We start from the raw sequence: 18,896 nt of genomic DNA on the forward strand, positions 1-18,896 counted from the left end.
ATGCGAATGCGAAACAAAATCAAAGTTTTCTATGCGGGGATGTTTTTCGCCGTCAGACGAACCCACCAATCGGTGCGCCGCTCGACCTTCACCGGCAAGGAACGGGCGATGGCTGACAAGGCCAGGTCGATGTCATCCAGCGGATAGGAGCCGGAAAGGCGTAAATGGGCGACCTCGGGCGCGCAGCCCAGGTAGCCGCTGCGATAGCGCTGCAATTCACCGATCAGACGATCCAGGCGCCAGCCATCGATGACCAGCCGGCCGTTGATCCAGGCGTCGGCCGAGGGGTCCAGCGGATGCGGGTCGAACGGCTCTTGGGTATTGAAACTGACGGCCTGACCGCTGGGGATGACGACGTTCTCACCGGCCTGCGGGCGAACCGCGACGGCGTGCTCGAACACCCCCAATTGAGTGAATCCATCCTGCTGCCTGACGCTGAAACGGGTGCCCAGCGCCTGCATCGCACCTTGCACGCTGCGCACGATAAAGGGTCGCGGGTCTTTGGCGGTGGCGATGAAAATCTCCCCGGCGCGGAGCACGATCAGGCGGGTTTGTGCGGTGTAGGCAATGTCCACGGCGCTGGCGGTGTTGAGCACCAGCGTGGTGCCGTCATCGAGGGTGTGGGTCAGGCGCTCGCCGGTGCCGGTGCGCAGATCGGCCAGCAGCACCGGCGCCTGACGATACCCCGCCCAACCCAGCGCGCCTACGCCGACACCCAGCACCAGGCCTTTGAGCAAGCCGCGCCGTCCGGACACCGCAACGCCACGCCCTGCCCGCTCCAGCACCTGAAAACCCAGCGCGCCCTTGGCATTGCCCAGTTGCGTCTGCAACAGCCCGACTCGCTGCCAGGCCCATTGATGCAGCGGGTTTTCGTCGTGCCAGGCCTGCCACTGGCGCTGCAAGAGTGCATCGCCGGGCGCCGCGCCCAACCGGGCGAACCAGTGGGCGGCCAGACTCAGTGCCTGGTGTTCGGGAGAACTCACTGGCCGTGCTCCAGCGCGAACAGCAGGCAATGCTCGGTGGCGCGGGCGATGTACTTGGTGATCGAGCTGACCGACACGCCCATCTGCGCCGCGATCTCTTTGTATCCAAGCCCTTGCAATTGCGAGAGCAGGAACGCTTCCTTCACCCGGCTGCCGAGGCCATTGAGCATGGCGTCCAGCGCGTGCAGGGTTTCCAGCAGAATCAGCCGCTCTTCGGGGGATATCACAAAACGTTCAGGCTGTTCGGCCAGCACCTGCAGATAGGCCTGCTCCACCGAAGTGCGCCGAAAGCTGTCGATCATCACTCGCTTGGCGATGGTCACCAGAAAATGCCGGGGCTCGATCAGCTCGCTGGCCACCGGCGCCTTGCGCTCGGCCACGAGCACCCGCATGAAGGTGTCCTGAGCCATGTCCGCCGCCTGATGGGAACATCCCAGACGGCCACGCAGCCAGTTCACCAGCCAGCCATGATGCGCACCATAAAGCGCAGCGACGCCCTGCTGGTCGTTGGAAGAAGAGAGAGGGACGGACATGATGAATGCTGCGGCCAAATGATAATGGTTCGCAATATATTTCAATCCGATACATTCGGCAACGAAAGGAGCGCGCCCCTTTCGCGTTTTCCTGTAGGAGCGTGGCTTGTCCCGCGATCGGCTGCGCAGCAGTCGTAAAGTCAGCGAACTCGGTGTGTCTGACACTCCGAGTAATGCGGATTTGCTGCCGGTTCCCGGCAGATCGCGGGACAAGCCACGCTCCTGCAGGATTATCTGCGCTCGGAAATTGTGCTTAGCCCCAGAGCGTACGCCCAAAGAACGTCAACGCCCTGTCCCACGCCAGTTGCGCCCAGACCGGGTCGTACTGGGTGCCGGGGATGCGTCCGGTGCCGATGGCGGTCTCGTTGGCGAAGGCATGGTGCGCCAGGTAGCGATGAAATTCGATGTCCACCCCTCCCTCACTGAGCTTCTCTTCGAGCTTGTCGACGTTTTCCGCGGGGAAGAATTCGTCCTGGGTCGCCCAGTGCGCCTGAACGGGCACCTTGATCGCCTTGGGATCGAGGTATTCCAGCGGCGGCATACCGTAGAACACCACGCCCGCCGTCAGTTCGGGAATGAAATTCAACGCGAGCAAGGTCAAGGCGCCGCCCATGCAGAAGCCGGTGACACCGACGTTCTGGGTGTGGCCCTTGAGGTACTGCACAGCACCGCGAATGTCCTGGGTGGCAGCGTCAGCGAAGTCGAGTTTGCTCATCAGGTGATGGGCCTCTTCTTCCTCGACGGTCATCTCGCCGCGATACAGGTCCGGCACCAGGGCCAGGTAGCCCGAAGCCGCCAGGCGATCGGCCACGCCGCGAATCTGGTCGTTGAGCCCCCACCATTCCTGAATCACCACGATGGCGGGTGCGCCTTCAGGTTTCGCGGGGCTGGCCAGGTAGCCGCTGACGCTTTTGCCGTCCGGACGCTGATAGGTGATGGTCTTGCTGGATGCTGCAGATGCAGTGGCTGTATTCACGAGGCTCTCCCGATTGACATGAAATGCCCTGAACGCTGGCCGACAAACCCGTCAGCCAGCCCGAGCACACTGTTCTACGGGACTTGATCGAGACTGGAAAGAGGCGATGCGTTGCCAAGGTCGATTCGTGCCCCGGGAGCGGCTTCGGACGAGCGCGGGCGTTTCATTTCCCGCAGCTGCTTTTGCAGGGTCGCCACCGGTGGCGCGTACAGGAAACCGAACGACACACTGTTGCGCCGGCCCTTGACCGCGTGGTGCATCAGGTGCGCCTGATACAGCCTGCGCAGGTAACGGTTGCGCGGTCTGGGCCGCATCGGCCAATGGCGATGGACCATGCCGTCATGCACCAGAATGTAGATCAACCCGAAGGCCGCAACGCCCGCGCCCACCCACTGCAACGGGTCATGGCCGCTGTTGCCGAGCACGATCAGCCCGACCGCCACCAGCCCCAGTACCAACAGGTAGATGTCATTGGTTTCGAAGGCGCCCAGTTGTTCTTCATGGTGCGAGCGATGCAGGAACCAGCCCACGCCATGCATGACGTACTTGTGCGCAAGAAAGCCGACACCCTCCATGGCGATGAGGGTGGCCAGGAATATCGAGAAATTGAAAATCATGAGGTAGGAAACATCGTATCGAGGTTGCCGCAGGCGTCCGGACGTCGAGGTGCAGCATACCGGGGCGGGCCGGAAAATCAAAAATCCGCTGACCGAACGGGGTTTTCACTCACAACGTTTGCTTTCCTGACCGAGCAATGTAAAAAATGGCTGCAAGGGTGAGCGCGAACTCGCTCACTGTTCCAATGCCTGCCACCGACACCGGATGACCGGCATCGCTTTCAAGGAATTCAGAATGGCTCCAAGAAACGTAATCAACGCTCAAGTCAGCCCCAAAGGTAGCCTGGAGACTCTGTCGCAACGTGAAGTCCAGCAGCTCAGCGCCGCAGGCTCTGGCAGCATCTACAACCTCTTCCGCCAGTGCGCCCTGGCTATCCTCAACACCGGCGCCCATGTCGATAACGCAAAAACCATTCTCGAAGCCTACAAGGACTTCGAAGTCCGTATTCACCAGCAGGACCGCGGCGTGCGCCTGGAACTGCTGAACGCCCCCGCCGACGCCTTCGTCGACGGCGAAATGATCGCCAGCACCCGGGAAATGCTCTTCAGCGCCCTTCGCGACATCGTCTACACCGAGAGCGAGCTGGACAGCCAGCGCATCGACCTGAGCAATTCCCAGGGCATCACCGACTACGTTTTCCACTTGCTGCGCAACGCCCGCACCCTGCGCGCCGGCGTCGAGCCGAAGATGGTCGTGTGCTGGGGTGGCCACTCGATCAACACCGACGAGTACAAATACACCAAGAAGGTCGGCCACGAACTGGGCCTGCGCAAACTGGACATCTGCACCGGCTGCGGCCCGGGCGTGATGAAAGGCCCGATGAAGGGCGCGACCATTGCCCACGCCAAGCAGCGCATCCATGGCGGTCGCTACCTGGGGCTGACCGAACCCGGCATCATCGCCGCCGAAGCGCCAAACCCCATCGTCAACGAACTGGTGATCCTGCCGGACATCGAGAAGCGCCTGGAAGCCTTCGTGCGGGTCGGCCACGGCATCATCATCTTCCCGGGCGGTGCCGGTACTGCTGAAGAATTCCTCTACCTGCTGGGCATTCTGATGCACCCGGACAACGCCGGCCTGCCGTTCCCGGTAATCCTGACCGGCCCGCGCAGCGCCGCCAGCTACCTGGAGCAGTTGCATGCGTTCGTCAGCGCCACCCTGGGCGAGGAAGCGCACAAGCATTATCAGATCATCATCGACGATCCGGCCGAAGTCGCCCGGCAGATGACCGAAGGCCTGGCCGCCGTGCGCCAGTTCCGTCGTGAACGTGCCGATGCGTTCCACTTCAACTGGCTGCTGAAGATCGAGGAAAGCTTCCAGCGGCCATTCGATCCGACCCACGCCAACATGGCCAGCCTGCAACTGAGCCGCAGCCTGCCGCCCCACGAACTGGCGGCCAACCTGCGCCGGGCGTTCTCCGGCATCGTGGCGGGCAACGTCAAGGACAAGGGCATCCGCCTGATCGAGGAGCACGGTCCGTACGAGATCCACGGCGACGCCGAGGTCATGCAGCCGCTGGACCGCCTGCTGCAGTCGTTCGTCGAGCAACACCGGATGAAGTTGCCAGGTGGCGCGGCGTACGTACCGTGCTATCGAGTGGTTTCCTGACGGCATCCCCCAACCTGTAGGAGTGAGCTTGCTCGCGATCAGGGTGTGTCATTCGATGCAATGACATCCAACCTGACGCGATCGCGAGCAAGCTCACTCCTACAGGGCTCGCATCAACCTGACTGACTCCGGACGCTTAATGATCCACATCCGCCCCATGACGCCCGAAGACTTCGAACGCTTCTGGCCCACCTTCCAGGCCGTTATCAAGGCGCAGGAAACCTACGCCTACGATCCCGACCTGACCTACGAGCAAGCCCTGCACCTGTGGCTTGAATACCCCGTGCACACCCTGATCGCCGAAGACGATGGCGTGCTGCTGGGCAGCTATTACCTCAAGGCCAATGCCGCCGGCCCCGGCAGCCACGTCAGCAACTGCGGCTACATGGTCACCCAAGAGGCTCGTGGCCGCGGCGTGGCCCGGCAGATGTGCGAGCACTCCCAGCAACTGGCCCTGGACAGCGGTTTCAGCGCCATGCAATTCAACTCGGTGGTCGCGACCAACGAAGTCGCGGTGGCGCTGTGGCACAAGCTGGGTTTCGAAACCGTCGGGCGCCTGCCCCGCGCCTATCGCCACGCCCGCCTCGGACTGGTGGATTGCCTGGTGATGTTCAAATGGCTGGCCGACATGCCGCCATCGCGCAAGGCCAAAAGCCCCTTGTTGATCGGGCGCAAGAACATCGAATCGGTGGTGTCTCGCCCTCGTCGTCCCCGCCCTTGAAACGCCGGCCACGGGGTAAAGTGTGACAAACAGCGCCAACTGACGTTTTTCGCACAATACGTGCCGCATCCAAACTTGCCGGAATGCCTTCTCTCAACGATTCTTTAGAGACGGCCCGACTCCCGGGGCCGTGTTCACCTATAAGCGCCGGAGAGGCCAGCATGACGACCGTAGCCGAACTACTGAAGTTGAAAGACAAGCACCACGGTGAAGTTCATACCGTCAGACCGGACCAGATGGTGATCGACGCGATCAAATTGATGGCCGAAATGAACATTGGTGCCGTACCGGTGGTACAGGGCGGCAAGGTGGTGGGGATCGTCAGCGAGCGCGACTACGCCCGCAAGATGGAACTGGCCGGACGTGCGTCGGTAGGCACGCCTATCAGTGAAATCATGACCCACGAGGTGAAGACCGTGGGTCCTCAGCACAAGATCGACCAGTGCATGAACATCATGACCGACGGTCGCCTGCGGCACTTGCCGGTGGTCGAAGACGGGCGACTGGTGGGCCTGCTGTCCATCGGCGACCTGGTCAAGGCAGCCATCGCCGAACAGGCCAGGTTGATTCAGAAGATGGAAGAATATATTCGGGGCGATTCTTACTAGCAGTTGTCTGTGTAGCAGTCCGGCTCGCCGGCGTCGGCGTCCTTGAAATCGCCGCGCGGGCAAGCCCGGCTGCTACGGGCCTAAGCCGCATGCTGAATGTGCGGCCACCCGCCGCCCCTTAGCAGCACGGCTTGCCGGCGGGGACGATAGTCGAAGCGACCCATACCCAAGCCTCACTGCACGGGCAAAAAATTCAGAAACAACAGGCTCTGCGCATAATTGAGCCCGATCCTGCGATAACGCTCATCGAGCATCTGCGCCAGCAAATCCAGCCGCGCCACGATCTTGCCGAACTCGGTGGCGAAACTCAGGTTGGTGCCCTCCTCCGAAATTTCGTTGGAAAACAGCATCAGCTCGCCGTTGGCATTCTGCCGCTGACCCAACAGCCAGGTGGCCTTCTCGATGTTGCGCGCTGCGTTGCTGACAAAGGTGGGATTGATCTGATCGGTCATGAAAAACTCGGTCCGCCCGCCATGGGCGGTGACCAGCATGCTGCCGATCGCGTAGATGAACGCGCCGACCCGATCCCCGAGAAACTCAGGACTCAGGGCGTAGCTCAAGGCTGCCAGATCCCGGCGATTACCCAACTGCGCCAGCGGTGTACGCTGCTCGATGGCATTGCGCACATTGCGTTCGGCCGAGCGCGCATCGACAAAGCCTGATTTGCGCCACTCCGCCGGGTTGCGCAGATACAGCTTGTTCATCAAAAGATACAAACTTTCCAGGTTGTCGTGCATAGCCAGGGTCGCCATGCGATCGACGCTGGTCTGGAAGAATTCCTGGGGTTTGGTTTCGCTGAACTGGGTGGCCACGTCGCGACCGTCCTGGCGCGTGCAGCCCACGGCGCAGAGCGCCGCAAGGCACAGCATCAACAAGGCGCGGCCGCGTCGGCGCACTCGAATAAGGGAAGAATCAGAGGCCATCAATCACAGGTTTCAACAATCTGGACGCCCCGCGGCTCGCGGCGTCCCGGCCATGGATAGAGCGACAAACCGGGAAAAAGTGCGATATCGGGGTAAATTGGCCTTACATCGGCCCGCGCCCGCCCACCCACAGGCCTGGGAAAATGCTTCGCCGATTTGACGTCGCCCTCGCCTTTCACCAAGCTAGCCGCCTTCACTTGTTTTCAGGAAACACCCCGCGTGATGACCCCAAGCCTGCACTGGCGCCGCTTTCTGTTTTGCCTCGCCCCGCTGATCGCCCTGCTCGCCGCCTGTGACGGCGGTGCACCCAAGACCAAACCGTCCGAAGCCACCACCTACGTGAGCATCGAGTGGGACAAACTGCCTGCCGTGAGCGATCAGGACCTGATGGCCGGGTACAACAGCTGGTTTTCGGCCTGCAAGCGCCTGGCCAAAGATCCGGTATGGGGCAGCACCTGCGCCATGGCGGCACAGGTGCCAGCCAACCCTGCGGCGGTGCGCGATTTCCTCAAGAACCAGTTGCAGGTCTACAGCCTGCGCTCGTCGGAGCATGGCGCCAACGGCCTGATTACCGGCTACTACGAGCCTATCTACAAAGGCAGCGAGCAGCACAACGATGCGCACCCGGTGGCGATTTACGGCGTGCCGGATGATCTGATCATCGTCAATCTGGACAGCATCTACCCCGAACTCAAGGGCAAACGCCTGCGTGGCCGTCTGGATGGACGCATCCTGCGCCCGTATGACGACGCCGCAACCATTGGCGAAAAAGGAGTCAATGCGCCGGTCCTTGCCTGGCTGGAAAACCCCATCGACCTGCAATTCCTGCAGATTCAGGGATCGGGCCGGGTGCAACTGGAGAACGGTCGCCAACTGCGTATCGCCTACGCCGACCAGAACGGCCACCCCTACAAACCGGTCGGTCGCTGGTTGGTGGAACAAGGCCAGTTGACCAAGGACGAAGTGTCCATGGGCCGAATCCGTGACTGGGCCATCGCCCATCCTGAGCGCGTTCACGAACTACTGGGCAGCAACCCCAGCTACGTGTTCTTCACCCTGCGCCCGGACAGCACCGAGGGGCCACGTGGCTCGCTGAACGTACCACTGACGGCTGGCTACAGCGTGGCCATCGACCGCAAGGTGATTCCGCTGGGCAGCCTGCTGTGGCTGTCCTCGACCCGCCCCGATGGCACACCGCTGGTGCGTCCGGTCGCGGCTCAGGACACCGGCGGCGCCATCGCCGGTGAAGTGCGCGCCGACATGTTCTGGGGCACGGGCGATGCGGCCGGCGAGCTGGCTGGCAACATGAAGCAACAAGGCCAGATCTGGATGCTGTGGCCCAAGGGCGCCGCGCTGCCAGACGCCAAACCCAAGGGATAATCACGCGTGAGTAGTCAGGTGATGGAAAGCGAACAGGTCATTTTGAGCGGTCAGGCGGTCGAGTTGCGCCCGTTGCAGGCTTCACACGCCGCTGAGCTGGTACAGGCGGCAAGCGACGGAGAGCTGTGGAACATGAAGGTCACGGTCATTCCAGGCCCCGAGACGGTGGATGGCTACATCGCCACGGCACTGGCCGGACGCGAGGCGGGCACGGTCATGCCGTTCGTCATCGTGCGCAAGGACACCGGCCAGGTCGTGGGCAGCACCCGCTTCTGGAAGATCGACCGCAAGAATCGCAAGCTGGAAATCGGCCACACCTGGCTTGGCCAATCGGTGCAGCGCTCGGGGTTGAACACCGAGATGAAGGCCCTGCTGCTCGAATATGCCTTTGAAACGATGCAATGCGTGCGCGTGCAGTTCACCACCGACGAACTCAACGACAAATCCCGCGCCGCCATCCTGCGCATCGGTGCCAGACAGGAAGGCATCGTGCGCCACGAACGCATCATGCCCGACGGCCGCAAGCGCAACTCGGTGCGTTTCAGCATCATTGATGACGAATGGCCGGAAGTGAAAACCATGCTGGCCGCGAAGATGGCGTCCCGCCTCACGCCCATCCCGTAGCAGCACGGCTTGCCGGCGGGGGCGTCCTCAAGATCACCCGCGGGCAAGCCCGGCTGCTACGGTTTGTCGGCGTTCGCAAGTTTTTGCAGGAGCGCCCTTGTCCAAGACGGCAAAGGCCCATACCTGACCAAAAAACCTTGTCGACACCCCACGTGCAGGCATAATCGCGCCTATCCAGGCCTTTGCGAGTAACCAGCTTTGAAAAGCGCGACACCCTGTTCAGATTTCGCCCCGCTGCCCAGCAGCTGCGCCAACGGTTCGGTACGTCGCGCGTCGCGCCGCCTTGGACAGATCTATGACGAAGCCTTCGTGGAGTGCGGCCTCAAGGCCACGCAATACTCGCTACTGTCGCAGATCGCCCGCTACGGCCAGCCCAAGATGCGCGAGCTGGCACAGGCTCTGGTCATGGACCTCTCGGCCCTGGGCCACACGCTCAAGCCGCTGGTGCGCGACGGACTGGTGGACTTGCAGGTAGACGGCAATGACCGGCGCTGTCGGCGGGTGATGCTCACCCCTGCCGGCCAACAGAAATATGAACAGGCGCGCAAAGTCTCCGAGCGCGTCTCGCACATCTTCGATCAGACCTTCGGCGTCGAGGAAACCATCAAGCTGCGCGAGGCGATGGACTTCATCGCCTCGGAAGGCTTCGCCCGCACGCTGCTCGAACAATTGCAGACCATCGAGGCCCCAGTACCCACCCCTTAGTGCGGGCCCGGCTTGTCCTTGGGCGAGGGAAACAGCGTATCGACCCTCTGCCCCTTGCCTGCGCGCACCGGCGCCATCGCGGCGGACTCGGCCAGCTTCGTCGCCATCTCCCAATGCCGCGCTTCCTGCCCCTGAGGCTGGCCCTCGGTTTCCCAGATCAATTGCGCGAGTTGACGGACCGCGTCTTCGTCGACATTCATCCCGCCCCCCCTTTCAAGTCTCGGCAAACGCATCCCCGGCACCCGTTCGGCACCGCCCCCGTTATTGGTCACGACTGCAGGTTCCGCGTAGGGCCACCGACGATGGCGATGCACAATCGGCAGCCACGACCGGGCGGGCACGAACAATCCACCCGCAAGCCTGCGCATCGTGACAATACCCCTGCGGCTCACGTTGAATCCCCTTCAGCGTGAGCGGCGAGCGAGCAGCAGACTGACTACCATGCCCACGCCCGCCGCCGCTCCCACCGCAGCCCAGGGATTTGCCCTGACGAACCGTTGCGCGTCATTCAATACCCTGGTGATTGGAGGCTGGTGCACAAACGGCGGCTCAGGTGATTCCCCGTACCCCCTGCGGCTCTCCAGGAACTCAACCAGCCGGGCACGCGCCTGGGCCGTCCTGTCTTCATGCAACGCATCGCCTGCGGCCAGCAATGCGTTGGTTTCATTCAGAAAAGTATTCAGCTGCGACCGGGTCTTCTGATAAAGATCGTCGTTCAGCGTTTGGGCAACGTCATTGAGCATCTGAGTCATGGCATCACACCAGGTTAAGGCTGTGGAAACTGGTTGACCAAACCTTTACCGGATTTGTTCCATGAGCTGGATCACAGGGTGCAGCAAACTGATATGACACTGCTTCCCTCCGGCCTTGCGTTAGCGCGAACGAATCACGATCGTCGACGCCAGCATGTCGCCGAGGCGCTTGCGCGAGCCGAAGAAGATGAAGATCCAGTCCAGGATGCTCAGAAAGGGCGTGGTGATATTGCGCACGAACGACTGGTAGATATTGCAGTTCAGATAGCTGCGCTCGTCGATGACCGACATGCCCAGCAGCTTCTTGCCCACGCTCTGCCCGTTGGGCAAGGCGTCGGAAAGCAGGTAGTAGCCCGCTGCAGACCCCAGTGCCAGTACCGCAACCACTGTCGGCGGCAAGTGAATGAACTCCGCGACTTTCGCCACTACGATAAACAGCAGATACGTCACCAGGGTGTCGATCATCTGCCCTCCCCACCGGCGCCCTACGCCTGCCAGATTGTTGGGTTTCTGGTAAGGAGTGGTGTTCTGGTCTTCCATGAGTACTGCTCGCTGTAAATATTGGAAACACTTTATCGGCCACACAGCGCCGATGTTTAGCCCCAATCAAGGCAAGCGAGAAGCTTACAGATCAGACCATGGACGAGGGAGACGCCACCGCATCGGCCGCCACCTCGATGGCGATGACCGCATGTGCCACGTCGTCGGAGTCATAAAGGATGTCATTGAGCATCGACTCGATGGCGGTTTCACGAAGAGCGTCCAGATCCATGCCCTGCTCCTGAGCCGCCACCAGGACTGCCTTGAGTGCCATGCGTAGGGATTTTTCTTTGTTTTCGCTCATGGTCTTGTCCGGTTTTCCAAGGGTGTTGGATGGCGGGTGCACGGCATAAAGCGCCCTCATTCATGGGAGACGCGATAAGCGTAGGCTACATACGGCCCGGAAGCCTGGCGGTGGGAAAATTTTATCGCGCCCATGAAAAAGCCCAACCTGAAAAGATTGGGCTAAGTCATTGAATAATATGGTCGGGACGGAGTGATTCGAACACTCGACCCCTAGCACCCCATGCTTGAATGGTGCTCTGAAAGGCAATAATACTGGTACTTTGGATAGGCGCCCACTGCAATCGATGCCTAACCGTGCTGTACCCAGTTTTACGATTCCCCGCAAAAGTCCCTACAGGGTTTTCGCGAAAAACTCCCTGTCTCCAGCGCCCTGCCGACCTTCACCCCTCCTCCTTGCCTCGCTGCTCCTCCAACCACTTCCTGGTCTCAAGCTCTTCATTGACATGGCTGAATGCCGCATCGGCCAGCTCGAGCAGCTCGCACAATTCCTCATCATCGATGACGGACATCCTGCGCATCGCCTTGGCGTGGCCCAGCAACTCACCCGCCCAGTGGTCGGTCGCGCACTCGCGCCTGGCCTCATGGTCGAGCAGGTCATGCCAGATCTTCAATTCCCTCTCTTTGACGTCCATCTTTAATTCCTATCGTGGTCGCGGATGCTGTAGGTGACCACGCCCCACACCTCGAAGTCGTTGTTCTCCAGAATGTACCGCGGTGGGTACTTCGGGCTCGCTGATCGGAGCACGGGCATCCCAGACTCGAAAGTCAGGTATTTAGCCGTCGGCTCCTGGTCGACCACCGCGATGATGATCATCCCCTCGGCCGGCTCCATGCCCTTGTCCACGATGAGGAGGTCGCCGGAGAAGATGCCGGCGCCCTCCATGCTGTCACCCTCCACCTTGACGAGGTACGTGCCCGGATCTCGGATGTTGAACAATTCATCGAGGGAGATTTTCTGCTGATCGAAAAGCATGCCGTTACTCAAAGCGGCACCACCATGACTGCGCATAGAACGCATCGTCTATTACCTCGACGCCAGTGAGGTTCATCCCATTCGTCGCCATGCCGGTGATGGTCACGTCCAGCAAACGGGGAAGCACTCCCGGCCCCGGGGCAGCGGTGAATACCCAGGCGGTAGTGGTGGTCCGTCCAAGGAGGTCATCATGGGTTTCGATGATGTGGACATCTCCCCGGATCGGAGGAATCTTGGGAAGCTCCTTTTTGTCGATCGCCACGCCAAGGCGTCTTCGGGGTGTGATGAGAAAATACATGGTTCGATCTCTTGGATACTGTATATGCATACAGTTAACTAAGCTGAGCTATCGTGGTCAACACTGTATAAGCCGATTTTCGACAGGTGACACCATGTGCGGACGCTACTCGATCTACGAGCCGATGGACCACTACCTCAAAGACCTGGCGTCGAAGCAGATCCTCATCAACGGCTACGACCTGTGGCCTATCGAGCGCTACAACGTCGCGCCGTCGACTCGAGTGGAGATAATCCGCCCGACTGAAGACGGGTTAAGCGTGGACAAGGTGAAATGGGGATGGTCGCCGTTCTGGGCGAAGAAGGATGCCAAGCGGCCTGCGCCCATAAATGCCAGGGTCGAGACGGTGATGACGGGGAAGTACTTCAAACAGCTGTGGCCGAATGGGCGCGCGCTGGCGCCCGCCAATGGCTGGTTCGAGTGGGTGAAGGATCCGGACGATCCCAAGAAGAAGCAGCCATATTTCATCAGGCTGAAGGAGGCAGGACCGATGTTCTTCGCCGCGCTGGCGGAAGTGCATCAGGGGTTGGAGCCGGACCCGCAGGATGGCTTTGTCATCACCACTGCGGATTCAGACCAGGGGATGGTGGACATCCATGATCGGCGGCCAGTGGTGCTGAGTCCAGAGCACGCTCGGGAATGGGTTGATCCAGAAACCACCCCGGAGCGCGCTGCCGAGATTGCCAAGGAGTGCTGCCGTCCTACCGAGGAGTTCACCTGGTTCGAGGTGAGCAAGGATGTGGGGAATGTGCGGAATCAGGGGCCATACCTGCTCGAAAGACAGAAATGAGCCTCTAAAGTTTACTGCGCCGAGCAAACGCACTGCTGACAATGGGCGTACAGAATTCCTGCAAATAGGAAAAACAAAAAAGATATAGTCTGCAAGGCGAGCATGCCACCTTGTTTCAGGAAACTACCAACAAGCATTTTTTGCACGCCAAATGGGTTTCGCTCCACGTTCTTAACCTTTTTCAACACCCACCACTGCACTATCTTTGGAAATTGTTTCAAATACATCTCGTTGACGAGTGCGAAGTCAATCGATACCGCAGGCACGGCATCTCCATCATTCGCCTGCATTGCAGCCAACCGCTCCTCTTGTCGGCGGATTGAATCGAACACAGAGGTTTGCACCTTCGCCCCTATTTCTCCCCTCAAGGACATGATCCTTGCTACCAACCCAAAAAGGCACGAAAAACATAGCGCTACGCCACACACTAAAAACCCCTTTGGTGACAGTAATGGCATGACGCGGTCAGCATTGGCAATCAAAAAAGATACGATACCAGCACACCCTATCATCAGCCACAAAGCGAATTTATCAAGATTTTCGCGCGTATCACATACAGCGTGCAACATATCTTTGATCAATTCCCCTTCGGGTTTTCCTAAAATCAGAAAGCCCTTCAAGTAATTTTGATCAGCGTCGTTTCTGTCATCCATACCGAGCTCCGCCAGCGGACTAAATAAGGTTAGATGATAGTAAAGGTAGAACTGAAATCTGCCCAGCCGCCTCATTACCCAACCTTACCGGCGAGGGAATCTAAGGGCCGATTAGCGGCGTTTCGCTATGACATACAGTTCTAATGTAGGCCTGCGCCGCCTTCAGGGCTGCTTGGTCGGCGATGATGCTGGCTCTGAGATCAAGAACAGCGCGTCCAGTTGCTGCAGAGAGTTCGACGGCGCCTGCATCACCCACGCTGGCGGCGCTGGCGGTACCGGGCACGTTCCCGCCACCGGCACTCCAACTTCCCGCGATGCGCAGCCGGCGAGTGCCGTCAGCAACAGTGCGGCGCAGAGTTTCGTTTTCAGCATTGGCTTTCACCTTCTCTTCTGTGGCGGATTTATCCAACTGGGCAAGGCGCTGCTCGGCGTCCTGCTGCCTGGCAAGCGCCTTTCTGGCTTGGTCTGCACCAGCATTGGCGATCAGCGTCAGATCGGCCTGGCGGCTGGACTCATTGGTGGCAATGACCTTGCCGTAGGCGTTGGCCTGCCAGAACCAAGCAACGGCGAACCCGGCGGCGAGCAGCCCCAGCACGGCGAGGCCATACGCAGCGAGCTTTATTCGCAGATCAGTCATGATGCCCCCATTCGTTGACACGCCGTGCCCACCAACCCCTCACGTGCATGGCGTTCACCTCCGTACTTCGGCTTGGGGGTTCGGCAATCGTTTTCAATCCGAACGGACTATATCTATACGAATATTTTCGCATGTGTTCTGACTCACTAGAATGGATCAACAATAGAGAACAACTTCGGGCAAGGAGTGCATATGCCTGTCACTACACGTTCAAGGCGCCAGCTCGAAAGTCTTCGCCGGGCACGCGAATGGCACCTCACACAGGCATTGCGGGCAAAGCTTGATGGAAGGACGCAGGACGCAGACTTTCACTATCGCTATTACGATTTACTGGGGCCAGCAGTCGAGCAATCCCGGGGGGAATTTGATAGGTAACCGCAATCAAGCCGGTGCCATCAATATTTCTTACCCTTCATATCGCATTATTGATAAGGCGCCCCCAGCTAGGCGGCTTCTCCGCCTGACCAAGCGGCGCCGAGCTGGTTCAGCCTTTCCGCTGCTTTACGACTCGCAGCGAACGTGGGCAAGGAACTTGAGGGAGAGGCCGACAGCTGACTTTGTACTTTAGGGCGTTGAATGGCACAATTCTGGCGTCAACTTAGAGTGCTTACTTTTGATTTACGACGAGAAAACCATCTCCCCGGTGATATGGAATGAGTGCCAGCGTCTCCTCATGAGACTCAAGGAAGCTGAGAATGAGCAGGCAGCTTTAGCCGAAGTAACATATGCGCATGGCGTGATCAGGGGAACAGAATTGCTGAGGGCGCTTCGGCCAAGTGCCGCCGCAGGGCTGCATCAGATTTTTGATGAGAGCTTCGCTACCCAGCTTTCGGTGCTTCACGATAGAGACGGGGATCTCTGAAGCAAATCTAGTTGCTTACATCAATGCTCTCTGTACGGCCTCGGCCATTACCGAAGCCGCGTAAGGCACGCTGCCGTTTCCGTGCTGGATGATTCCATCGTGATGGCAATCAGTGTGCGGAAGTTGCGCAGATCGATCGGCTGATTCGGCGCGACGCCCAGGCCGGCGGCCACGGCCTTGATATACAACTCGGTGTCGTTCTCGACGCCTGGGGCCCAGCGGTTGATCACCTCGCCCACCGTGTCTATTCCCTCCCCGCCGATGCCTGGCATCGTATCCTTCCAGCGATATGCCACTCCCAGCTTCGACAGAGCACGGATGCTGTTTTTTGCGGAGTCGAACCGGGCGAACCGCTTCTCGAGCGCTGGATCTGGCGCGAGCTGGCCCTGCCTCTGGTTGCGCGGGTTGTAATCGATGTTGCCGGGGTTATTGTTGCGAACACCTCGGGTGACTGACGGCATCACTTTTTCCAGCGTACAGGCCCACACGGGGCGAGCAGTTGAATTATTGGGTCACTCGGTGCATCAGGTGTATGTTGGTAGAGCTCCACGTACGAAGCTGTTTCACCCTCAAGAGGGAAGCTCGTACACCGGCCCCCCATTGCGCCTGGTAGCAGCTGCTGCCCAGGCGAATTCAGCAGGAGTAGGGTTATGGAAAATCTTGGTCTGCGTTTGAAACTAGAACGGAAACGGCTAGGTCTGTCCCAACGGTCTTTTGGAAAGATCGGGGGCGTCGAACCTAACGCTCAAGGTAAATATGAAAGCGGCGCACGACTGCCAAAATCAGATTATCTTCAGAAGATATCGGCGGCTGGCGTGGATATTCAATACGTGCTTAACGGGACCGTGGGCGCAGTACACGGTTACCAATTTGGTTCGGCGGCTGGAGCCCCCGGTCTGAAGTTGCCAGACAACGGCAACCCAGAGTTTGGTGTGATAGTCACCTCGCTGCTCGCGCAGCTCCGCCAAAATCTTCACCTCACCGCCCAAGCCATCTCGGACGTCGTCGACATTTTAGCGAAACTTGGACCCGTTGAGCATCAAACGGATCTGGAGAGGTTACTTAGCGCCTATCATGCCGATTTTGATAAGTTCGTTGCCGGAGCCATATCCCGAGCTACTTTGTCACAGCTCAACGAATGAGGTTTTAGAGCGGCCTGCTTTGGGAAGATTTGACCAACAAAAATCTGACTACTGACCCTTATGCTTAAGGGTCGAACACCTCGTAATGGCCAACTTCCGAGAGTTTACTTCTGAGTGGCGGATCCTGAATTCAGGGCACATCCTTGAAGAAGACGTGATGCCCCAAGGTCAGGGTCTTAGTCGCCTTCGCGGCCCAAGCCGGCGCCTTAGACATGGTGGTGGCGTAGTAGTGGGTTGCCCCACTGGTCGGGTCCGGCACTTTCCCATCGATCACGAGGTCACCGGCCGCACGGCACTGCGCCAACTCACGAAACGGGATGGCCTTCGCGCCGGTCAGGTACGGCTGGTTCGGGTCCCCTTTGTTCCAGCAGCTGAACTGCCAAGGCTTCGTACAGACATCGACGTAGCCCTCGCCCCACCAATCAGCCTTGCCGTCATTGTGCAGGTCCATGTCCACCCGGTTGCGGATCGACCAAGCCACGGCCACCATCCCCGCCGCCCCTTCCCCGCGAGCCTCGCCCCACAGGGTACGCGCCAGCACATCGCGATCTTTCTCAGTTACAGGCATCACTTTTCTCCAGGCAAAAAAATACCCGCATTTGGCGGGCTAGGTTGTATGCTCAATCGATTGAACGAATTTGAACGGTGATGATCGTTCCAGACATTAGGGCTAAAGCTATGGCACTGACTTTTCGCGTTCTAGCCGGTGATGAGGTGCCATCCCATTTCTCGCAACAGGGGGTCGGTAAGGTATTTGAGGTCATTGATCATGATGGAATCATCATGCTTTTTGACCTGCCTTATGAAGCTGTCCGCTGGGCGCGACAGTCTCACGATCTTGGAGTCGCGAAGCGCCTCCCGGGGAGTCGGGAATGGATCGAGCAGTTCTACTCCGCCGAGTAATGAGCATTGCGTTAGCGGCATCGCTATCAGATGGTGTCGAGTCCCAGCGCGGCGGGGTCTGCAGCGATGTCGGGGATTGCAGGGGCTGGGGGCCACAACGGCGCCGCCGGCCAGGTCGGCTGCGTGGCCACCTTGCCCAGGGCGAACTTGTAGGTTTTCCAGGATTTGAGGCTGATCGTCAGCGCCGCCAGCTCGGCCTCATCCTCTTCGGTGGCCACGCCGGCATCAACGCCGTACCCCAGCGTGTCCACACGATCCTGAATGCGGGCGATCTGCTCTGCTGCCACGGTGTTTCGCTGCGCCAGCAGGCTTTTGGATTCGGCAAGCACCAGCGCGAGCGCCGCGGCCTCCTTCATCTCTTTGGTGATCATTTTCGACCAGTCGATTTTGCTCATTCGGCCAACTCCTGAGGCTCTTCGATAAGTTCGGGCGCTGGCAACGGCTGAGGCAGCAGCACCAGGCCATCCGGGACGCCCACCAGGTCCTGCGGAAACGCCTGCGCCTGGCTGTAGTTGACTGGCAATGGCAGCAGCAGGTTGATGACCAACTCGCCGTTCACGCGATCAACGTCCCCGGTGAACCATGGGCTATCGACAGCGCTGGCCGGGAGCGTGGCGCCATTCGGTAAAGGGCTGAAGTCCAACGGCTCACCGTTGATGACCAGCGTATCGCCGCTCTTGTGAACTTCTAGCAGCTCATCGCGGCGCTGCGGGTGCAGTTTGATAATCATGATTAGGACCACCTTCCTACAGTGAGAATGCGGAAGTTTGCGAACTGTTGAGCCACTGCACCGTTACGCAGGACAACGTTGAAAGACCCAGGAGAAGCTGGATAGCCCAAGACAATGCCATACTGATCGTTCGTACCTTGCGGCACCGCGTTACCCAAGACGATGAAGTCAGATGACGCATGCGCCGCCGGAGTTGAGTATGGGCCCAGCACGTTGAGGCCTGCCGTTGCGCTGACGATACCGCTCGGTTTGCAGTAGCAGATCTGCGTGCCGTCGGCGAGGCGTAAATACTCACCAGCAGCGTTGCTCCCGCGCTCCATTATGGCACCGGTCGGCACCCCACCACTCTGCCCGACGCTTCCGAGGATGTTGCTCTTGCCGAAGGCGCCCGCCGCCAGCAGTGCAGACAGCAGCGCGGCCGTGGTGGTGACGCCGGTACCGCCCTGGCCGACGGACAGCGCGGTGGTCAGGCCGGTCAGGGATTTGATATCGCTGTTGGTGCCACTGGCGGCCTTTGCAGCGAGTGCCGTCACAGCAGCAGCGGCCTTGGCCTGCAGCTTGCCGATGGCAGCCAGAACGTTGTCGGCCGCGACCACATCGGCAGTGCTGGTCGTCACCAGCCCGGTGAGCG

25 protein-coding genes and 2 pseudogenes are annotated in these 18,896 nt (G+C 59.7%); 8 read left to right on the plus strand and 19 right to left on the minus strand.

Annotated elements, in window-relative coordinates; genetic code table 11:
• Window positions 1-29: 29 nt before the first annotated feature.
• The 4 genes from NPS29_RS17330 to NPS29_RS17345 all read right to left on the minus strand — a co-directional run bounded on the left by NPS29_RS17330 (window position 30) and on the right by NPS29_RS17345 (window position 3,109).
• Entirely contained in the window at window positions 30-983 is a 954-nt protein-coding gene (locus tag NPS29_RS17330; protein WP_274133964.1) for a FecR domain-containing protein, read from the minus strand.
• Window positions 980-1,516, minus strand: coding sequence for a sigma-70 family RNA polymerase sigma factor (locus tag NPS29_RS17335; RefSeq protein WP_274133965.1), 537 nt, complete (start codon window positions 1,514-1,516; stop codon window positions 980-982). The genes NPS29_RS17330 and NPS29_RS17335 overlap by 4 nt, the downstream gene beginning before the upstream one ends.
• Before the next feature lie 253 nt (window positions 1,517-1,769).
• Window positions 1,770-2,492, minus strand: a complete 723-nt coding sequence (locus NPS29_RS17340; RefSeq protein WP_274133966.1) for a dienelactone hydrolase family protein — start codon at window positions 2,490-2,492, stop codon at window positions 1,770-1,772.
• 74 nt (window positions 2,493-2,566) lie between these two features.
• Window positions 2,567-3,109: a sterol desaturase family protein gene (locus NPS29_RS17345; RefSeq protein WP_274133967.1), complete on the minus strand. Its 543-nt coding sequence runs from the start codon at window positions 3,107-3,109 to the stop codon at window positions 2,567-2,569.
• A 235-nt stretch (window positions 3,110-3,344) separates the two neighbouring features.
• Between NPS29_RS17345 and ppnN the strand changes: the two genes are divergently transcribed.
• The 3 genes from ppnN to NPS29_RS17360 all read left to right on the plus strand — a co-directional run bounded on the left by ppnN (window position 3,345) and on the right by NPS29_RS17360 (window position 6,047).
• Complete coding sequence (gene ppnN / locus NPS29_RS17350; protein WP_274133968.1) at window positions 3,345-4,718, plus strand: nucleotide 5'-monophosphate nucleosidase PpnN; 1,374 nt, start codon at window positions 3,345-3,347, stop codon at window positions 4,716-4,718.
• A gap of 139 nt (window positions 4,719-4,857) precedes the next feature.
• Entirely contained in the window at window positions 4,858-5,439 is a 582-nt protein-coding gene (locus NPS29_RS17355; RefSeq protein ID WP_274133969.1) for a GNAT family N-acetyltransferase, read from the plus strand.
• Between the two features lie 161 nt (window positions 5,440-5,600).
• On the plus strand, window positions 5,601-6,047 hold the full coding sequence (locus NPS29_RS17360; protein ID WP_274133970.1) for a CBS domain-containing protein: 447 nt from the start codon (window positions 5,601-5,603) through the stop codon (window positions 6,045-6,047).
• Window positions 6,048-6,220: 173 nt separating this feature from the next.
• Here the strand turns inward: NPS29_RS17360 and NPS29_RS17365 are convergent, their stop codons facing one another.
• Window positions 6,221-6,916, minus strand: coding sequence for a hypothetical protein (locus tag NPS29_RS17365; RefSeq protein ID WP_400607786.1), 696 nt, complete (start codon window positions 6,914-6,916; stop codon window positions 6,221-6,223).
• Window positions 6,917-7,192: 276 nt separating this feature from the next.
• Between NPS29_RS17365 and mltA the strand changes: the two genes are divergently transcribed.
• The 3 genes from mltA to NPS29_RS17380 all read left to right on the plus strand — a co-directional run bounded on the left by mltA (window position 7,193) and on the right by NPS29_RS17380 (window position 9,679).
• Window positions 7,193-8,350, plus strand: a complete 1,158-nt coding sequence (gene mltA / locus NPS29_RS17370; protein WP_274133989.1) for a murein transglycosylase A — start codon at window positions 7,193-7,195, stop codon at window positions 8,348-8,350.
• Between the two features lie 21 nt (window positions 8,351-8,371).
• A complete protein-coding gene (locus tag NPS29_RS17375) occupies window positions 8,372-8,974 on the plus strand; it encodes a GNAT family N-acetyltransferase (protein WP_274133990.1) in 603 nt (200 codons plus the stop codon).
• A 198-nt stretch (window positions 8,975-9,172) separates the two neighbouring features.
• Complete coding sequence (locus NPS29_RS17380; RefSeq protein ID WP_274133972.1) at window positions 9,173-9,679, plus strand: MarR family winged helix-turn-helix transcriptional regulator; 507 nt, start codon at window positions 9,173-9,175, stop codon at window positions 9,677-9,679.
• Here the strand turns inward: NPS29_RS17380 and NPS29_RS17385 are convergent.
• From NPS29_RS17385 to NPS29_RS17415, 7 genes are all read right to left on the minus strand, one after another.
• A complete protein-coding gene (locus NPS29_RS17385) occupies window positions 9,676-9,879 on the minus strand; it encodes a DUF2934 domain-containing protein (protein WP_274133973.1) in 204 nt (67 codons plus the stop codon). The genes NPS29_RS17380 and NPS29_RS17385 overlap by 4 nt on opposite strands.
• 204 nt (window positions 9,880-10,083) lie before the next feature.
• Window positions 10,084-10,431, minus strand: coding sequence for a glycine zipper domain-containing protein (locus tag NPS29_RS17390; protein ID WP_274133974.1), 348 nt, complete (start codon window positions 10,429-10,431; stop codon window positions 10,084-10,086).
• A 120-nt stretch (window positions 10,432-10,551) separates the two neighbouring features.
• Window positions 10,552-10,971: an RDD family protein gene (locus NPS29_RS17395; protein ID WP_274133975.1), complete on the minus strand. Its 420-nt coding sequence runs from the start codon at window positions 10,969-10,971 to the stop codon at window positions 10,552-10,554.
• A 91-nt stretch (window positions 10,972-11,062) separates the two neighbouring features.
• Window positions 11,063-11,275, minus strand: a complete 213-nt coding sequence (locus tag NPS29_RS17400) for a hypothetical protein (protein WP_274133976.1) — start codon at window positions 11,273-11,275, stop codon at window positions 11,063-11,065.
• A gap of 382 nt (window positions 11,276-11,657) precedes the next feature.
• Complete coding sequence (locus tag NPS29_RS17405; RefSeq protein WP_274133977.1) at window positions 11,658-11,909, minus strand: hypothetical protein; 252 nt, start codon at window positions 11,907-11,909, stop codon at window positions 11,658-11,660.
• A 2-nt stretch (window positions 11,910-11,911) separates the two neighbouring features.
• Window positions 11,912-12,250 carry a LexA family protein gene (locus NPS29_RS17410; protein ID WP_274133978.1) on the minus strand — a complete coding sequence of 113 codons (339 nt, stop codon included), beginning with the start codon at window positions 12,248-12,250 and terminating at the stop codon, window positions 11,912-11,914.
• A gap of 4 nt (window positions 12,251-12,254) precedes the next feature.
• On the minus strand, window positions 12,255-12,548 hold the full coding sequence (locus NPS29_RS17415; RefSeq protein WP_274133979.1) for a hypothetical protein: 294 nt from the start codon (window positions 12,546-12,548) through the stop codon (window positions 12,255-12,257).
• Window positions 12,549-12,642: 94 nt separating this feature from the next.
• On the opposite strand from NPS29_RS17415, the gene NPS29_RS17420 reads away from it, so the two are divergent.
• Window positions 12,643-13,338: an SOS response-associated peptidase gene (locus NPS29_RS17420; protein WP_274133980.1), complete on the plus strand. Its 696-nt coding sequence runs from the start codon at window positions 12,643-12,645 to the stop codon at window positions 13,336-13,338.
• An 11-nt stretch (window positions 13,339-13,349) separates the two neighbouring features.
• On the opposite strand, the gene NPS29_RS17425 is transcribed toward NPS29_RS17420, so the two are convergent.
• The 3 genes from NPS29_RS17425 to NPS29_RS17435 form a co-directional block, all read right to left on the minus strand.
• A complete protein-coding gene (locus NPS29_RS17425; RefSeq protein WP_274133981.1) occupies window positions 13,350-13,991 on the minus strand; it encodes a hypothetical protein in 642 nt (213 codons plus the stop codon).
• Window positions 13,992-14,091: 100 nt separating this feature from the next.
• Complete coding sequence (locus NPS29_RS17430) at window positions 14,092-14,628, minus strand: lysis protein (protein ID WP_274133982.1); 537 nt, start codon at window positions 14,626-14,628, stop codon at window positions 14,092-14,094.
• A gap of 909 nt (window positions 14,629-15,537) precedes the next feature.
• The gene (locus NPS29_RS17435; RefSeq protein WP_337993898.1) at window positions 15,538-15,951 is read right to left on the minus strand and encodes a structural protein P5; all 414 of its coding nucleotides are present in this window, start codon (window positions 15,949-15,951) and stop codon (window positions 15,538-15,540) included.
• 189 nt (window positions 15,952-16,140) lie between these two features.
• Between NPS29_RS17435 and NPS29_RS17440 the strand changes: the two are divergent.
• Window positions 16,141-16,335 (plus strand): annotated as a pseudogene (locus tag NPS29_RS17440) (helix-turn-helix domain-containing protein); the annotation flags it as partial.
• A gap of 427 nt (window positions 16,336-16,762) precedes the next feature.
• On the opposite strand, the gene NPS29_RS17445 reads toward NPS29_RS17440, so the two are convergent.
• The 4 genes and pseudogenes from NPS29_RS17445 to NPS29_RS17460 all read right to left on the minus strand — a co-directional run.
• Complete coding sequence (locus NPS29_RS17445; protein ID WP_274133991.1) at window positions 16,763-17,200, minus strand: cell wall hydrolase; 438 nt, start codon at window positions 17,198-17,200, stop codon at window positions 16,763-16,765.
• 361 nt (window positions 17,201-17,561) lie between these two features.
• Window positions 17,562-17,930 (minus strand): phage tail protein, encoded by a 369-nt coding sequence (locus NPS29_RS17450; RefSeq protein WP_274133983.1) that lies wholly within the window; start codon window positions 17,928-17,930, stop codon window positions 17,562-17,564.
• Window positions 17,927-18,265, minus strand: coding sequence for a hypothetical protein (locus NPS29_RS17455; RefSeq protein ID WP_274133984.1), 339 nt, complete (start codon window positions 18,263-18,265; stop codon window positions 17,927-17,929). The genes NPS29_RS17450 and NPS29_RS17455 overlap by 4 nt, the downstream gene beginning before the upstream one ends.
• Window positions 18,266-18,267: 2 nt before the next feature.
• Window positions 18,268-18,896, minus strand: a pseudogene (locus NPS29_RS17460) (hypothetical protein); the annotation flags it as partial.

It is taken from the genome of Pseudomonas putida (genome assembly GCF_028682175.1).
In the GTDB taxonomy this organism is placed as follows: Bacteria; Pseudomonadota; Gammaproteobacteria; order Pseudomonadales; family Pseudomonadaceae; genus Aquipseudomonas; species Aquipseudomonas putida_AD.

Bases quoted from the DNA above. Each gene is read 5' to 3' on its own strand.
- NPS29_RS17375 (WP_274133990.1), top strand. From the start codon at position 8,372: ATGGAAAGCGAACAGGTCATTTTGAGCGGTCAGGCGGTCGAGTTGCGC.
- NPS29_RS17415 (WP_274133979.1), bottom strand. From the start codon at position 12,548: ATGTATTTTCTCATCACACCCCGAAGACGCCTTGGCGTGGCGATCGAC.
- NPS29_RS17355 (WP_274133969.1), top strand. From the start codon at position 4,858: ATGATCCACATCCGCCCCATGACGCCCGAAGACTTCGAACGCTTCTGG.
- NPS29_RS17395 (WP_274133975.1), bottom strand. From the start codon at position 10,971: ATGGAAGACCAGAACACCACTCCTTACCAGAAACCCAACAATCTGGCA.
- NPS29_RS17335 (WP_274133965.1), bottom strand. From the start codon at position 1,516: ATGTCCGTCCCTCTCTCTTCTTCCAACGACCAGCAGGGCGTCGCTGCG.
- NPS29_RS17435 (WP_337993898.1), bottom strand. From the start codon at position 15,951: ATGCCGTCAGTCACCCGAGGTGTTCGCAACAATAACCCCGGCAACATC.
- NPS29_RS17345 (WP_274133967.1), bottom strand. From the start codon at position 3,109: ATGATTTTCAATTTCTCGATATTCCTGGCCACCCTCATCGCCATGGAG.
- NPS29_RS17405 (WP_274133977.1), bottom strand. From the start codon at position 11,909: ATGGACGTCAAAGAGAGGGAATTGAAGATCTGGCATGACCTGCTCGAC.
- NPS29_RS17400 (WP_274133976.1), bottom strand. From the start codon at position 11,275: ATGAGCGAAAACAAAGAAAAATCCCTACGCATGGCACTCAAGGCAGTC.
- NPS29_RS17410 (WP_274133978.1), bottom strand. From the start codon at position 12,250: ATGCTTTTCGATCAGCAGAAAATCTCCCTCGATGAATTGTTCAACATC.
- NPS29_RS17425 (WP_274133981.1), bottom strand. From the start codon at position 13,991: ATGGATGACAGAAACGACGCTGATCAAAATTACTTGAAGGGCTTTCTG.
- NPS29_RS17385 (WP_274133973.1), bottom strand. From the start codon at position 9,879: ATGAATGTCGACGAAGACGCGGTCCGTCAACTCGCGCAATTGATCTGG.
- NPS29_RS17430 (WP_274133982.1), bottom strand. From the start codon at position 14,628: ATGACTGATCTGCGAATAAAGCTCGCTGCGTATGGCCTCGCCGTGCTG.
- ppnN (WP_274133968.1), top strand. From the start codon at position 3,345: ATGGCTCCAAGAAACGTAATCAACGCTCAAGTCAGCCCCAAAGGTAGC.
- NPS29_RS17360 (WP_274133970.1), top strand. From the start codon at position 5,601: ATGACGACCGTAGCCGAACTACTGAAGTTGAAAGACAAGCACCACGGT.
- mltA (WP_274133989.1), top strand. From the start codon at position 7,193: ATGACCCCAAGCCTGCACTGGCGCCGCTTTCTGTTTTGCCTCGCCCCG.
- NPS29_RS17445 (WP_274133991.1), bottom strand. From the start codon at position 17,200: ATGCCTGTAACTGAGAAAGATCGCGATGTGCTGGCGCGTACCCTGTGG.
- NPS29_RS17365 (WP_400607786.1), bottom strand. From the start codon at position 6,916: ATGCTGTGCCTTGCGGCGCTCTGCGCCGTGGGCTGCACGCGCCAGGAC.
- NPS29_RS17420 (WP_274133980.1), top strand. From the start codon at position 12,643: ATGTGCGGACGCTACTCGATCTACGAGCCGATGGACCACTACCTCAAA.
- NPS29_RS17455 (WP_274133984.1), bottom strand. From the start codon at position 18,265: ATGATTATCAAACTGCACCCGCAGCGCCGCGATGAGCTGCTAGAAGTT.
- NPS29_RS17450 (WP_274133983.1), bottom strand. From the start codon at position 17,930: ATGAGCAAAATCGACTGGTCGAAAATGATCACCAAAGAGATGAAGGAG.
- NPS29_RS17390 (WP_274133974.1), bottom strand. From the start codon at position 10,431: ATGACTCAGATGCTCAATGACGTTGCCCAAACGCTGAACGACGATCTT.